Genomic DNA, 15,230 nt, shown 5'->3' on the forward strand with positions numbered 1-15,230 from the left:
AAGTCTTTGAGTTACTGACCGCCCTTTTGGACGAATCCGGTGACGAATTCTTCGGCGTTTTCGGCGAGCAGCCCGTCGATTTCGTCGAGGATATCGTCGACTTCGCTTACGTCATGTACAACGGTCGTGTCTTGTTGGGTGAGGGATTCCTCCTGTTCAGTGAGTTCTTCGTGGTACTGGGGCTTTGAAGCGTGGATGCGTTCACGTGACATGTTTTCTCCTAAAGGTCTTTATGGGGTGTCGTGTTCTGTTGGAGGAGTTGAAGCAGTTCGTCGGAGTGGGTAACTCGTGGTAAGAGCGGGTCTACTTCAGATTGAGTGTAGCGTGTGGGCTCAGGCATGACGAGTCGGGTAAGTTCGTGGGAGTAACGCCCTCGGCAAGATACGGTATCCCAGTTGATACCAATGATTTCATCGGGCCATCGGCTCATGAGGGTTCCTCGGAGATAAGCACGGGTGTCTGATGGTGGGGTGTGGGCGGCGTCTTCAATGTCTTGAGGTGTGAAGAGGGTGCACATCCGACCACGCGCTACGAGGCGGTGGTAAAGACCCCGTGTAGGATCTATATCTGCATAGTGTATGTCAAGGGCTTTGAGCTTTGCATCGGTATAGGGAACACCTTTGGCCACATAGCTGCTGACGAGCGCATATTTAGCGACCCAGTCGAGACGATCTGCAAGTGCGAGAGGATTTGTTTCTAGGGCATCGAGTGTTTCTTCCCAGAGGGCGAGTATTTGTTGGGTGTCGTTATCGGCTCCGGTGGGGTTCTCTTGTTCGTGGCTTTTGCAGGCGTTGAGGTATGCGCGTTGAATTTCTAGAGCTGTGGCGAATTTGGTGGTGCTGTCAGAATCTTCTGTGAGCGGGAGCTGAGCACTGAGTGATAGGTCGTGGCTGGTGGTGTGTAACGCTGTTACTGGGTCGGCGAGGTGTAGGTTTGGGGCGCGTCCGGATTCTATGAGGTTTAGTACTAGAGTGGCTGTGCCGAATTTAAGGAGGTTTGAATAGTGGGAAAGATTGGCGTCTGCAGGGATGACGTGCAGGCGACGGTAGCGTTCGGAGTTGGCGTGGGGTTCATCGCGGGTGTTAACGATGGGCCGTCGAATAGTTGTTTCGAGCCCGACAGGGCGTTCAAAGAAGTCGGCTCGGGAGCTGATTTGGAACCCTGGAATTTCGCCGTTGACGCCTATGCCTACTCGGCCTGCTCCGGTATAGATGATGCGTGTTGCAAAGAAGGTTAGGAGCGTGCTAGCAACGTCTTCGAAAGGGATATTGCGGCTGATGAGGTAGTTTTCGTGTGCACCGTAGGATTGTCCCTTGGAATCGGTATTGTTTTTGTAGAGCTTGATGGCGGGTAGGTTGTCGTTGCTATGCTGCGCTACTTCTGTGATGGAATCGTAGGCTATTTTGTCACCTGCAGCGTCGTAGAGTACTGCTTGGAGCGGAGTGAGTACTTCGGGAGATGAGTATTCGGGATGGGCATGGTCGACGTAGAGTCGGGCGCCGTTGGCGAGCATGGCGTTCATGGTGACTCGGTCCCAGTCGAGGCGTTCCGGATAGCCTCCTCGTCCGTGGATAAGTTCTTGGGATCCGTCAATTCCTGCTTCTCGTAGGGCTTCAAGCGCTATGTCTTCGCTTGTGAGTTCTCGACGGGTGTGTGTGAGTTGTGAGGAGTATGCCTCTTGTTCTTTGACGGTGTGTCCGAAGGCGTCAGTGAGCGGAGACTCGGATTCTGTAGACCAGCGCGTGCGCTGTGCTTCTTGCGCGTTATTCTCGATGGTCCGGCGCAGAGATTCTGTGCGCTTCGCTTCCAGTTTTTCGTACGTATTGACCACGATAGCGGAGAGTATCGTGGGGTTTGCGCCGAGGGCATCCGGGGATATGACACCGTATTCGGTTTCTGCTCCCATGATGCGGTGAATACCGTAGACGGGCTGGAACATGAGGTTACTTTCTTGGAACGATTAAGGTGTAGTGGCGGTATGTGGCGGCATGATGGAAAGAAGCCTTCCTCGTACTCCGCGTATGGTGAGCGCATCTTCAACATCGGGTAGCGGCGGCAGCTCAACTTGATCTTCAAATTCTGCGCGAACCGCTTCGAGAAGATGCCGTGTGGTAATACCTTCTGACAGGATTTCAGGACTAGTACCAGTGAGCGGTGAACTTGCGTGGCTGAGATATTCCTTGATGGCGTACTTTTTAGCGCGATCCACAATGTTGCGGATAACGGCGCCAGAGACAAAGTCACCGCGATATAGGGTCTCTTCGTGCAGGCGGGGATTATCTGCTGTGTTAATACCCTGGTCCAAAGTTGCTGCTACATAGGCGTTAGCGGAAGTACGAGCATAAAGCTGCGCGACGGCGGCAGAGATCATGGCTGCTAGCGTCGCCTCTGCCGAACCGTGCTTGGCGACTTCGTGGGGATCTAGAGGCAGATCGTCCGTGAGATATAGCCCGAAAATCTCGGTAGCTCCAGAGGCATCTGGACGGTTAATACGGATTTTCAGGTCGAGGCGCCCTGGGCGCATAACTGCAGCGTCAATGAGGTCTTCACGGTTTGTGGCGCCGATGACGATAACGTTCTGTAAGGATTCAACGCCGTCGATTTCAGCAAGAAGCTGTGGAACGATGGTGGTTTCTATATCTGAAGAACGCCCCGTGCCACGGGTACGGAATAGTGACTCCATTTCGTCGAAGAACACAACGACTGGGTGACCAGCTTGGGCTTTTTCCCGCGCCGCCACGAAAATATCACGGATCTGCCGTTCGGTCTCTCCCACGAATTTGTCGAGGAGCTCTGGGCCTTTGATATTAAGGAAATAACCGCGAGTATTTGTACCTGGGTTTAACGCGGCAGCACGCGCCGCTAGTGAGTTTGCCACAGCTTTGGCAATCATGGTCTTACCGTTTCCGGGCGGTCCGTAGAGCAATATACCTTTGGGCGGTGCCAAATGGTAACGCTCGAAAATCTCTGGGTGCAGATAAGGCAGCTCAACGGCATCACGAATCTGCTCAATTTGCGCTCCGAGGCCACCAATATCTTCGTAAGAAATATCCGGAATTTCTTCGAGGACGAGTTCTTGAGAGCGGCTTGCCGGAACTATCCCGGTAACCATCCGGATGCGGCTATCTAGGGTAACTGCATCACCTGTGCGCAGGGAATCGACATCAAGCTCCCCTGAGACACGGGCAACTTGCTGAGCACCAGACGCAGTATCGATGAGCACTTTCTGGGGGCTCAGAACCTCACGAATCGTCACAACGTCCCCATAGGATTCATATCCGAGGGATAGAACAGCTTCGGACTGCTCGTTTAGAAGCACCGTCATACCCGGTGCTAAGTTTTTACGATCCAAAAGCGGGGAGAGCGGAATACGCATAAAACGTCCTCCGACTTGGACATCAAGGTAGTCTTCGGTTTCAGCAGGGCTCTTATCGTCAGCAGCCTGCGCATAGGTCATACGCTGTCCCGTACTGACCGCAAGAATAATTCCTGAATTCAACGGGGGCATGATCTCTTGCGCTAGTGAAGCCCGTAGCCGCTCAATCTCATATTTGAAGTGAGTAAGTGCCTCAACCAATTTACGATTTTTCTCAGAAGCGGCTCGTAACTGCCGGGTCATATTAGTGCGAGTCGACTCAGCAGCACTTACACGCCTCAGTAAAGCCTCATACTCTTGGGGGCTTACAGCGCGAGAAGAAGGAATCGGATTCTGGCTCTGAGCTGCAGAATAATGCGGCGCGGGGCTTGGCTGACGAGCCGACGACTTGGGATCTGAAGACGATTCCCGAGACGGATTTATATGTTCAGGCGTCAAATCCTTTTCCTCTCATCAGCAAACTTGTCATGGACGGTGTTTTTGCCCACCGCTGCGGGCCAGAAATATTGGTCAAGCCTACTCGGGTTTGTCTAAACCATTGGGTATAGAAGTTTCTTCCTGAGATTCAGCTACAGCCACCCGATGGGCATGCACTGCATGCTCCGCAAGATTTTTAGCGTCCCGTAGGGCACGGCGCACCTTCTTATCAGTAACCTCTCGCTCCCCCACATTCATCGGAATCCAGGCATTCATATCATCATCGGTGAAGTCGTTTTTAGAAGCCCGACGCTTCGGAGAAAGACGAACAGCCCCATCAGCAAGGCGCCGGGCTACGATCAGAAAAGCTGTATGCGCAACCATCCGGTGATCTGGACGAACCGCTAACCCCTCAACATGCCAGCCGCGTACCATAGTTTCATCGCACTCAGGCTCTGTAAAACGACCATCCGCACGCAGCCCTTCCACCAGCCGAGACATTTGGGTTACCGTTGCCACATAACAAATTAACACCCCACCCGGTGCAAGAGCCTGCGCAACAGCATCCAAACATTCCCAAGGCGCAAGCATATCAAGTACCACACGATCGACACTGCCGGGCTGCTCAACTTCGGGAAGTCTCTCTTGGAGATCGCCAATGCTCAGCTTCCACGCGGGATGCGCTCCCCCGAACATAGTCTCAATATTTGCACGCGCGACCTCAGCGAATTCTTCGCGACGTTCAAAAGAATGCACATAGCCATCATCGCCTACAGCTCGCAACAAAGCGATAGAAAGAGCACCGGACCCAACACCGGCTTCGACAACACGAGCCCCCGGAAAAATATCGGCCTTCACAATAATCTGAGCGGCATCTTTGGGGTACACCACGGCAGCACCACGCGGCATAGACAACACAAAATCTTTGTACAGGGGGCGCAGCGCCTGATAAAGAAAACCGTGAGTGTTCTCAATAACAGTTCCTTCAGGCGCACCGATGAGTTCATCGTGTTTGAGGAACCCTCGATGTGAATGGTACTCCCCACCTTGCTGCAGAGTGATGGTGGTGATGCGACCACGCTCGTCGGTTAATTGCACGCGCTCGCCGGGGCGGAATGAACCACGGCGGTTAATGGCACCGGTGGGAGTGGTCATATGCTGTGTGTCTCCTTGTCACGTAGTTTATTTCTATTCTACCGGTTCTATGGATAAACAAAGGTTCCCATATCAAGACTCAAAGCTTAGTACGGGAACCAGTCGTTCATAGTAGAACCTGTTTTAGAGCACAACTCCTAGGCGTGCTGAGAGCGTGTCTCGAATAAGTTCTCCGCCGCCACAAGGCTCAGCGTTACCATCGCGCACCTGCTCAAGAGCCGAAATAGCCCAAGCGTCAAGTGCCATGAGCGCACCTGATGTTTTCAGATCATCCGCCAGATACTCCCGTACCTTCTCTAGCGCCTGTTCAGCCGCAGATGAATCAGTACCGTTAGCGCTTTCAACCGCCTGACGGTAAAGATCTAGGCGAGCCTGAGCCTTCTTAAGATCCTCATCAGTCCAGAACCAATCTTCACGGTAGTGGTGATCCATAATAGCGAGTCGAATCGTATTGGGGTCAACACCCGCTGCACGAAGTTTAGAAACCAGCACAAGGTTACCGCGGGATTTACTCATCTTATGACCATCAAGTCCCACCATCCCAGTGTGCGCATAGTGCAAAGCATGTGGGCGGTTCGAGACGGCCCATGAATGTCCGGCGCCCAAATCATGGTGCGGGAATTTTAGATCGGAACCACCTGCTTGAACCGTCAGCGGACCATCTATAAATTTACGAGCAATCATCGTGCATTCAATATGCCAGCCGGGACGTCCCTCCCCTAGAGAGCCTGCATCCCACGAAGGCTCACCTTCACGCTTAATACGCCACAAAAGCGGGTCTAAAGGGTCACGCTTGCCCGAACGCTCAGGGTCTCCCCCACGTTCAGAGAAAATATCGAGCATCTCATCGCGGCTCATGTGGCTGACTTCGCCAGGAGTCCAGGAATATCCGTCCTCATTCTGTGGAAGTGCCTGTACCGCCTTTAGATCAAGATAGATATCACCGCCGGGGTGCTGCACACCCTTTTCATCGACATACCCCGCCACACGATACGCCAGGGAACGTTCAACAAGATCCTCAATCACCGGGAAAAGCCATTGAATGGATTCAACGACGCCCACATAATGATCAGGCGGAAGCACATGAAGCGCCTCCATATCGGTCCTGAAAAGTTCAGTCTGCTCTTCGGCAAGTTCTTGCCAATCAACGCCAGTAGCAGTGGCACGCTCTAATAGTGGGTCGTCCACATCAGTCACATTTTGTACATAAGTGACAGTTACCCCGGCATCACGCCAGGCACGATTGAGCACATCAAAAGCAACATAGGTTGAAGCATGGCCCATATGCGTTGCATCGTACGGGGTTATCCCGCAGACATACAACCCTGCGTGTTGGGGCTCTTGAAGCTGAACCACAGTGCCCGTCGAAGTATCAAAGATCTGCGGTAGTGGTGCCGACCCCGGCAGAGACGGAACTGTGGGCGTATCCCAAGCTCGCATAGGGCTTCCTTTCAACGACCAAAAATCTACCTACAAGCATACCCGCCCAGCTCAACCTAGCGGACGGGCATAACATGGTGAACGCTCAAAGCGTACTACGACGTAATAAAGCCTGTACCCAGGCCTACGAAAATTAGCGTGCCCAGAATAATGCGGTACCACACGAAAATACTGTATGACCGAGTCGATACGTACTTGAGGAACCAACCGATGATCAAATAACCAACAACAAAAGCAATCACAGTTGCGATGAGCGTGGAGAGCAAACCGTAATACTCTAGGTGTTCTTGACCGATAACCACTTTACTGGCCTTATAAAGCCCAGACATATACACAGCAGGCATCGCCAGCAGGAATGAGTAGCGGGCTGCAGCCTCACGAGTGTATCCCATGAACAAGCCAGCCATAATGGTGCCGCCCGAGCGAGAAACACCTGGGATAAGAGCTAAGGATTGTGCCAAACCATAGACTAAACCATGATGCATATTGAGGTCTTTAAGCTCTCGTTGTTCCTTACCGAAACGATCGGCTACCGCAAGGAAGACAGCAAAAACGATCAGAAGCGCCCCGACAATCCACAAAGACCTGAACGAGGTGTCGATGTAGTCTTCCAAGAGGAAACCCAGAACACCAATGGGGATTGAACCAATAATAATGAGCCATCCCATACGTGCATCAGGATCATCTCGCTTGACTTTACCGGTGAGCGAACCGAACCAGGCACGAATAATACGCACAATATCACGCCAGAAAAAGACTAGGACCGCCGTCTCAGTCCCCAACTGGGTAATAGCGGTAAAAGCGGCACCAGGATCAACATTTTCGGGCAACAGTTGACCGACAATGCGCAAATGGGCAGACGACGAGATCGGAAGGAACTCGGTAAGGCCCTGTACGAAACCTAGAATAATTGCTTGAATATACTCCACGATAATCAAGAATACCGTACCTGATAACGCATGTCTGGGTTTGTGAACCGTCGTCCTCACGCGTTCCCTAATAAACAGCAGGGTTCTAGCAGCACATGTACCGCTAGAACCCCGTGTTTACAGGCAGGATTTACCTTTATATGGATGATGAATGTGCTTCATCACGCAACGCACGGTTCACAGCTGAAACCATAGCCTTCAGCGCTGCACGAGTGGTCGAGTCATCCACCCCGATGCCCCAAAGCACACGCGCATCAATAGCAACCTCAATATAGCAGGCAGCGTTTGCGGTTGAACTGGAGGACATGGTGTGTTCGGAATAATCGAGCACACGCAGATCTACGCCTTCGTCACGAAGAATACTCTGAAGCGCATCCACGGGACCAGTTCCTGTACCGGTACGGGTAAAGAGATGACCATCAATATTCAGCCCTACGCGAAGGGATGTCGAGCCCGTGTCAGCAGACTCAATATTGATCGACTCAATACGATACTTACCCCAACGAGGCTGATCATCAGGAGCAGGCAAGTATTCATCCGTGAAAATATTCCACAGATTTTGTGAGGTCATCTCGCCGCCGTCGGCATCAGTGCGAGCCTGCACAATCTGTGAGAACTCAACCTGGGCACGCTTGGGTAAATCCAGGCCGTAATCCTTCTTCAGCAGATATGCAACACCGCCCTTACCAGACTGCGAATTCACGCGGATAATGGCTTCATAGGTGCGTCCCAAATCTCGTGGATCGATAGGAAGGTACGGAACTTCCCAGAAAACCTCGTCCACAGTCTTACCCTGCTCGGCCGCACTAGTTTCAAGAGCTTCAAAACCCTTCTTGATAGCGTCTTGATGCGAGCCAGAGAAAGCGGTAAACACCAGATCGCCGCCATAGGGGGAACGCTCATGAACCGGCATCTGGTTACAATATTCAACGGTTTTGCGGATTTCATCAATATTAGAGAAATCAATCTGAGGATCGATCCCCTGGGTATAGAGATTCAAGCCCAGAGTAACCAGGTCGACGTTACCGGTGCGCTCCCCATTGCCGAAAAGACACCCCTCAATGCGGTCAGCACCCGCCAAATATCCTAATTCGGCGGCGGCAACACCCGTACCACGGTCGTTATGGGGGTGTAGGGACAAAACGATGTGGTCACGGTGATTGAGATGACGGTTCATCCATTCCACAGAGTCTGCGTAAACATTAGGCGTTGCCATCTCAACGGTAGCAGGCAGGTTTACGATGAGCTCGCGACCATTGACGCCGACCTCAAGCTCATCTGCGACGGCATTACATACGCGCGCCGCATACTCAAGCTCGGTCCCCGTAAAAGATTCCGGCGAGTACTCATACAGAACCTTGGTATCCGTAATCATTTGCTCTTCGTATTTCTTACACAGGCGTGCACCCTGCAGAGCAATATCCAAGATACCGTCTTCATCTTGACGGAATACTACGCGGCGCTGCAGCACAGAAGTTGAATTATAAAAATGAACAATGGCTTGAGGAGCGCCTTCGATGGCTTCAAAGGTGCGAGCAATCAGATGCTCTCGCGCCTGTACCAAAACCTGAATGGTGACATCTTCCGGAATATGTCCGTCTTCTACCAGAGTGCGCACAAAATCAAAATCAGTTTGTGAAGCTGAGGGAAAACCAACCTCAATTTCTTTGTACCCCATACGAACGAGTAAATCGAACATCGCCAGTTTGCGTTTTGTGTCCATGGGATCGACCAATGCTTGGTTGCCGTCACGCAAATCAACTGCACACCAACGTGGTGCTTGAGTAGCTACATGTGAAGGCCAAGTACGATCCGGCAGATCAACTTTAATCTGCTCGTGAAAAGGACGATACTTATGTACTGGCATGGACGAAGGCTGCTGGAAGTTTTGCATACTAAATTCCTTGAGAATCGTGCCTTGAAATTAGGCTCATAAACGGGTGTGATAAATCGCGAAAATGCGCCGCACAAAATACCCGGAACGGGTGCGGAAATAACTAAGCCCCGTTCCGGCGAATAAGGAGAAGCAGATGCGAAACTGCACAGTCGCCGAGAGTCTTCATACCTCAACGCTACCACGAGACAGAAGAGGAGCTATTTCCCAACACTCCTCTCGTCCATCATATGGAATAGAAATTTTCCAAGACGTACCTGCTGAAGCAGAAGCGGGGGGTGCAGCCTAAGGTTTAAAACCTTAGGCTGCACCCCCCGTAAGGTAGGCGTCAAAGCCTTACTACATTAGTAAGCAAATGCATGCTGGCAGGTGGCCTGATCAGCAGTCTGACCGGCAGCTCCACCCGCGATCTGCGAATCTTGTTTCTCCATCGCATCACCACTGGGGAAATCGGTGCCGATGGTAAGCGTTACGCCGGTAACCTGAGCGTTCGGCTCTACCCGCGTGATATTCATCTTTGCAGCAATTTCGCGCGCCTCAGCTTCGTAACCCTCGCCATAAGAAATTGTGGTGGTAGAAACAGATTCGGCAGTACTTGCCGGGGTTACACTTGTGTATCCAAGATTACCGATGATACGAGCAAGGGCTGCAGCACGACCGTCAATGCCCGTAGCGTTATACACGGTGATAGGTATCGACTTATCAAGCTGTGCAGGTGCATTATCGCCTTGCTTAGCTTCTTCAACCTTCAACGACTTATCATCACGAAGGCGCTGGAACACCGACTGCGCCTCAGAGGTAAGCTGCAGGCGGTTGGGATCTTGGTTCCACGGCTCGGTTGGGATAGTTGCAAAAACCACCTCGGACAGGTCGATGCCGCCAATGGTCGCACCGATACCGGCAATCTCGTTGGGATTGCCCAGATCATCATCAACCGTGACGTTCTGGGTGATAGCCTCCGCAATATTCAAAAGTTTATTTGGATTATCGAGTGTTCCCTCTGCCTTGACCTTACGAAGCAGAGCTGACAAGAACCCCTGTTGAGCTTGAATACGACCAATATCAGAGCCATCACCAAAGCCGTGGCGTGAACGTAGGAATGCAAGCGCCTGCTCTCCCTCGACCTTCGAGTTGCCAGCGGGTAGATTCAATCCGCTGTACTCGTCGTTGACGGGGTTATCTACACAGACTTCGACGCCGCCTACTACGCGAGAGAGTTCTTTAACAGCATTGAAATCTACCAGCATGAAGTGGTCAATGTGTACGCCCGTGAGTTTGCTGATAGTAGCTGCCGTACATCCCGGACCGCCGCGTGCCAATGATTCATTGATTTGTATATCATCCTCAGCTTCATAGGCTTTATTAGTCTTGGGGTCGGTGCATTTTGGGATCGAAACCACCAAGTCACGAGGAAAGGACAGCACATTTACGTTCTTACGATCTGCGCTGATCTGCAGGAGCATCATCACATCGGAACGAGCTTCTGAGTTGCGGTCATCATCGTTCCCGTAGGCGCCATTATTACCTTTACGGGTATCCGATCCGATAATCAGAATGTCGAGTGCACCATTCTCAACTGCACCCGTAAAGTCACTAATATTCAGCGGCTCAGTATGCAAGTTTGCGCGCAGACGTAGCAGAATAGCTCCGCCGAAGCCCATGAGGACAACCAACATGCAGACGCTCAAGAGCGCAATCCACTTGTTACGCGCCGACTTCATGATGCCGTGGCGCATATGGCGACCACTACTCTTCATAGAAGGTGCCTGAGGCATACCAACTCTCTTTCTATGTATCAGGACCGCTTAAAAACCTAGACGATTCAGCGCTCGGGGATCAGATTGCCACTCTTTAGCTACCTTGACATGAATATTGAGGTATACACGAGTGCCTAGCATAGCCTCAATCTGCTCACGCGCTTGTGTACCAATCTTCCGAAGATGAGAACCACCCTTGCCGATAATAATGTACTTTTGCGATTCGCGTTCCACAAACAGGTTAACATGTACATCCAGCAAGGGGTTATCTTTTGAACGGCCTTCTCGAAAGTTCATTTCCTCAACGGTAACGGCAATAGAATGAGGCAGTTCTTCACGCGCGCCTTCTAAGGCGGCCTCACGCACAAATTCTGCGATCATGGTAGCTTCAGGTTCGTCTGTAAGTTCACCCTCAGGATAGAGTGGAGGTGAAACCGGCATGTAACTTGCTAAAACGTCAGCAACGGCATCGACTTGAAAGTGCTGTACCGCTGAAACCGGGATAATATCAGCCCAACCACCCTGACCGTCATGGACTGTGGGCTCATAATTTTTACCAGTTCGTCGTTGAGCTGCGGGACCTGAACCTTTGGCAAAAGGTATATTTTTATTGTCTTTCTTGCTACGCGATACACGATTCTCACGATGCGTAGCCCGGCGGGCTCGATCGGCGCGTTCTGCGCTCATTACCTCTTCGCCAAGAGCCTGCACCGCTATAAGCTGTTCAGAAAGCTGATCGTTACCGACAGTATCAGATTTTGTGACTATTGCCACGACAGGTTTATTACTTGAAGCCACCAACTGAGAAGCAATATAACGGTCACCGGGACCAATTTTCTCGTTTGCCGGGATGCAAAACCCCAGGACATCCACTTGAGAAAGAGTGCCCGCAACAAGATCATTAAGTCGCTCCCCCAAAAGGGTACGAGGGCGGTGAATACCTGGAGTATCAACAAGGATCAGCTGATAATCGTCTCGATGCACAATACCGCGAATCGTGTGGCGTGTTGTTTGGGGGCGACTTGATGTAATCGCCACCTTCTGCCCTACCAAAGCATTCGTAAGGGTCGATTTTCCAGCGTTGGGACGCCCCACTAAAGATACAAACCCTGCACGATAATGCTCAGGGAAAGCAGGCTGAGCAGAGCCGCCACGTTCGATATCCATGATTCCTCGTTTCTGATGAAATGCTAAGCGTATAAAAATTAGTTGAATGTTTGCTGAGAAGAAGATGAATCTAGCGGCGTATTGAAGCCTGTGCCCTCCGGTGAGTTTGATTCTTCTCCTAAGTGAGGCTGCGATTCTTGACGGTACACTCGTAACATATCAACTTGATGGCGCCGCCCGCTGCTACCAATGGCACGAATGGTAATACCCTCAACCGTGACTTCAGACCCCACGATAGGTACTTTTCCTAGGTGCTTCGCTAACAAACCACCTACGGTATCTACATCTTCATCGTCAAGGTCAATCCCAAAAATTTCTCCAAGATCTTCAATGCTTAGGCGCGCCGAAACTTTGAAGCTTCCATCTTCCTGAAGGGAATACTCAGGTTTCTCGTTGTCATATTCGTCCGAAATATCGCCAACGAGCTCTTCGATAAGGTCCTCAAGCGTGACCATACCGGCGGTACCGCCATACTCATCAACAACGACGGCAACGTGCGTTGATTCCCGTTGCATTTGTCGCAAAAGATCCATAACTTTTTTCGATTCAGGCTCAAAACGCGCCTCACGCATAAGAGAGATAATGCTAGGCTCTGGAGCATCACCGCGGCTATAGGCAAGATGAGCCTGCATGCAGTCCTTGAGATATAGGATGCCAAGCACATCGTCGTTTGATTCTCCAATCACCGGCATACGCGAATATCCCGAACGCAGAAAAAGGCTAAGCGCGTTCTCAATACTCTCATTAGCCTCAACAGTCAACATATCTGTGCGCGGCACCATAATAGAGCGGATGCGCGTATCATCAAGCTCGAAAACCGACTGAACAATCTGTGCCTCATCATCTTCAATAGTCTCAGCATCAGAGGCACGATCCAGGAACTCGCGAAGCTCATCTTCGGCAAAAACACCGGCAGGACCATCTAAAACACGCTGTGGTGCTGCCTTATGTACAAGTGCATCAAGAAAAGACGACAACCACCCGAGAGTAATCGCGGTGAAATGCACAGGAGCAGCAAGACCTTTTAACATCACAACCGCGCGGTTTCGGCCTAAAGCCCGGGCCAACACCGTAAGCAGCGGATATCCCACTAACGCGACACATGCCAGAGTAATAAGCCCAGCCAGCCAGTGATGCTCGACTATGCTAAGGATAGCGACCATAAAGGCAAGAGTAGCCACCCCGGTCGTAAGAACCCGCGCCAGCCGCAAGGGATGCGTATACCGCTCGTCATTTCCGGTACTTGCTTCGGTCAAAACCCGCGCAAAAACACTATGTGGGTGTTCTTGCGCGACTTCCTCTGCCTCAGTGCGCGGTAAATAGACAAAGGCGGTTTCCGCAACAGTGATTGTAAACGCTAAAACCGTTGCGATTAGAGCAAGGATAAAGAGTAATAGCCCGGCCATAAATACCCCTAATGTCGGGTCTCGACGGGGGCAGCACGTCCCAAGAAGCCTTCAAGCAAAGAGCGTTGAAGCCCAAACATTTCAGCTTCTTCCTGTGCAGTCCCATGATCATACCCCAAACAATGGAGAATCCCATGCGTTGTCAGCAGACATAGCTCATCAAGCGTGGAATGCCCGGCGTCAGCACCCTGACGAGCCGCAACGGGCGGGCAGAGCACAATATCGCCCAGCATACCCTGGGCAAGCTCATCTTCAGTGCCGGGAACAAGCTCATCCATTGGAAAGCTCATGACATCGGTTGCCCCAGGTAAGTCCATCCATTCCAGATGAATCTTCTCCATCTGCTTCTCCCCAACAACGGCGATAGAGAGATAAGTATCTTTGCTTATGAAAAGCTTCGCGAAGATGTAATCCACCAGATTGCTGAGAACTTCGGTATCTACTGACGCAAAAGCATCATGAATAAGCTGAGTCGTGACGTTACCAGGCTTCTCATTAGGGTCCTCAACATGAAAATCAAGTACAGCCACTAGCGTTGTCCACCCTTCTGCTGTGACTGGTTCTCCCCAGACTCACCACCGTTAATTCCGGCTCGATCCAAAAGTTTCTCAGCCGCAGCTTCAATCGTGGCGCGCTTAACTTTACGATTACGTTTACGTTCCATAGCCTTTTGATCTTCGCCCCACTGATCGTACGCGGAGACAATGTTAGACACTAGACTATGGCGCACAACATCAGAGGAATCCAGGGTGCTAAAAACAATGTCATCAACCCCGGTCAAAATATTACGCACCTGTTTAAGCCCCGAAGCTTGGCCACCCGGCAAATCAACCTGTGTAATATCGCCGGTGATTACCATCTTGGAGCCAAAACCTAAACGAGTCAGGAACATCTTCATCTGTTCAGCCGTCGTGTTCTGTGCTTCATCAAGGATGACGAAAGCGTCATTCAATGTACGCCCGCGCATATATGCGAGGGGGGCAACCTCAATTGTTCCTGCCTCCATAAGCTTAGGGATAGCCTCCGGTTCAAGCATGTCGTGTAGAGCATCATAGAGAGGACGCAAGTAAGGGTCAATCTTATCGTTGAGAGTTCCCGGTAAAAAGCCTAGACGCTCGCCTGCTTCTACTGCGGGGCGAGTTAAGACAATTCGGTTAACCTCGCGGCTTTGTAGGGCTTGCACTGCTTTTGCCATAGCTAAATATGTTTTACCGGTACCAGCGGGACCAATGCCGAAGACAACAGTATTTGCGTCAATAGCATCCACATATTTTTTCTGGTTTACCGTCTTCGGGCGAATCGTCGTACCGCGTGTTGAAAGAATACTCGCTGAGAGCGTATGTGCCGGATTTGAAAGTTCATCACCGAGCATACCCATCAGACGATGGATAACTTGTACTGTAATCTGTGTACCGTGACTAGCGAGTACACGAAGTTCATTGAGAAGCTTCGCAACCGTGGTAACAGACACGGACGGACCGGAAATAAGAAGATCAAGATCCTTGGGACGAATTGAAATATTGTCAAAATAGTCCTCAACAATAGTGAGATGCGCGTCTTGAGGGCCAAGAACCGCTATCATCTCTGCGGCGCTTTTGAAAGATACGGTACGTGCCGTTGAGAGGGGTCGTGAGGTAGTCGTCAAAAGTAAGCTCCTTGGCTTGTTGGTTCTTAAATAAGTGTAACGTT

General features: G+C 51.2%; 12 protein-coding genes. All 12 read right to left on the reverse strand.

Annotated elements, in window-relative coordinates; genetic code table 11:
* Window positions 1-11: 11 nt before the first annotated feature.
* A complete protein-coding gene (locus HMPREF0733_RS09340; RefSeq protein WP_013399082.1) occupies window positions 12-212 on the reverse strand; it encodes a ubiquitin-like protein Pup in 201 nt (66 codons plus the stop codon).
* An 8-nt stretch (window positions 213-220) separates the two neighbouring features.
* The gene (gene dop, locus HMPREF0733_RS09345) at window positions 221-1,939 is read right to left on the reverse strand and encodes a depupylase/deamidase Dop (protein WP_013399083.1); all 1,719 of its coding nucleotides are present in this window, start codon (window positions 1,937-1,939) and stop codon (window positions 221-223) included.
* 21 nt (window positions 1,940-1,960) lie between these two features.
* Window positions 1,961-3,619, reverse strand: coding sequence for a proteasome ATPase (gene arc / locus HMPREF0733_RS09350; protein WP_013399084.1), 1,659 nt, complete (start codon window positions 3,617-3,619; stop codon window positions 1,961-1,963).
* A gap of 273 nt (window positions 3,620-3,892) precedes the next feature.
* Complete coding sequence (locus HMPREF0733_RS09355) at window positions 3,893-4,948, reverse strand: tRNA (adenine-N1)-methyltransferase (RefSeq protein ID WP_013399085.1); 1,056 nt, start codon at window positions 4,946-4,948, stop codon at window positions 3,893-3,895.
* A 123-nt stretch (window positions 4,949-5,071) separates the two neighbouring features.
* Window positions 5,072-6,388, reverse strand: coding sequence for a cysteine--1-D-myo-inosityl 2-amino-2-deoxy-alpha-D-glucopyranoside ligase (gene mshC / locus HMPREF0733_RS09360; RefSeq protein WP_013399086.1), 1,317 nt, complete (start codon window positions 6,386-6,388; stop codon window positions 5,072-5,074).
* A 95-nt stretch (window positions 6,389-6,483) separates the two neighbouring features.
* Window positions 6,484-7,317: an undecaprenyl-diphosphate phosphatase gene (locus HMPREF0733_RS09365; protein ID WP_172461378.1), complete on the reverse strand. Its 834-nt coding sequence runs from the start codon at window positions 7,315-7,317 to the stop codon at window positions 6,484-6,486.
* A gap of 136 nt (window positions 7,318-7,453) precedes the next feature.
* Window positions 7,454-9,211: a 2-isopropylmalate synthase gene (gene leuA, locus HMPREF0733_RS09370; RefSeq protein ID WP_013399088.1), complete on the reverse strand. Its 1,758-nt coding sequence runs from the start codon at window positions 9,209-9,211 to the stop codon at window positions 7,454-7,456.
* Between the two features lie 344 nt (window positions 9,212-9,555).
* The gene (locus tag HMPREF0733_RS09375; RefSeq protein WP_013399089.1) at window positions 9,556-10,986 is read right to left on the reverse strand and encodes an LCP family protein; all 1,431 of its coding nucleotides are present in this window, start codon (window positions 10,984-10,986) and stop codon (window positions 9,556-9,558) included.
* Window positions 10,987-11,016: 30 nt separating this feature from the next.
* Complete coding sequence (locus HMPREF0733_RS09380; protein WP_004004692.1) at window positions 11,017-12,135, reverse strand: GTPase Era; 1,119 nt, start codon at window positions 12,133-12,135, stop codon at window positions 11,017-11,019.
* Between the two features lie 38 nt (window positions 12,136-12,173).
* Window positions 12,174-13,541 carry a hemolysin family protein gene (locus HMPREF0733_RS09385; RefSeq protein WP_013399090.1) on the reverse strand — a complete coding sequence of 456 codons (1,368 nt, stop codon included), beginning with the start codon at window positions 13,539-13,541 and terminating at the stop codon, window positions 12,174-12,176.
* 8 nt (window positions 13,542-13,549) lie between these two features.
* Window positions 13,550-14,071: an rRNA maturation RNase YbeY gene (gene ybeY, locus HMPREF0733_RS09390; protein ID WP_013399091.1), complete on the reverse strand. Its 522-nt coding sequence runs from the start codon at window positions 14,069-14,071 to the stop codon at window positions 13,550-13,552.
* Window positions 14,071-15,186: a PhoH family protein gene (locus tag HMPREF0733_RS09395; protein ID WP_004004695.1), complete on the reverse strand. Its 1,116-nt coding sequence runs from the start codon at window positions 15,184-15,186 to the stop codon at window positions 14,071-14,073. Before HMPREF0733_RS09395 ends, ybeY begins: the two co-directional genes overlap by 1 nt.
* Between the last annotated feature and the right edge of the window lie 44 nt (window positions 15,187-15,230).

Origin of the sequence: Rothia dentocariosa ATCC 17931 (assembly GCF_000164695.2) — a bacterium.
In the GTDB taxonomy this organism is placed as follows: domain Bacteria; phylum Actinomycetota; class Actinomycetes; order Actinomycetales; family Micrococcaceae; genus Rothia; species Rothia dentocariosa.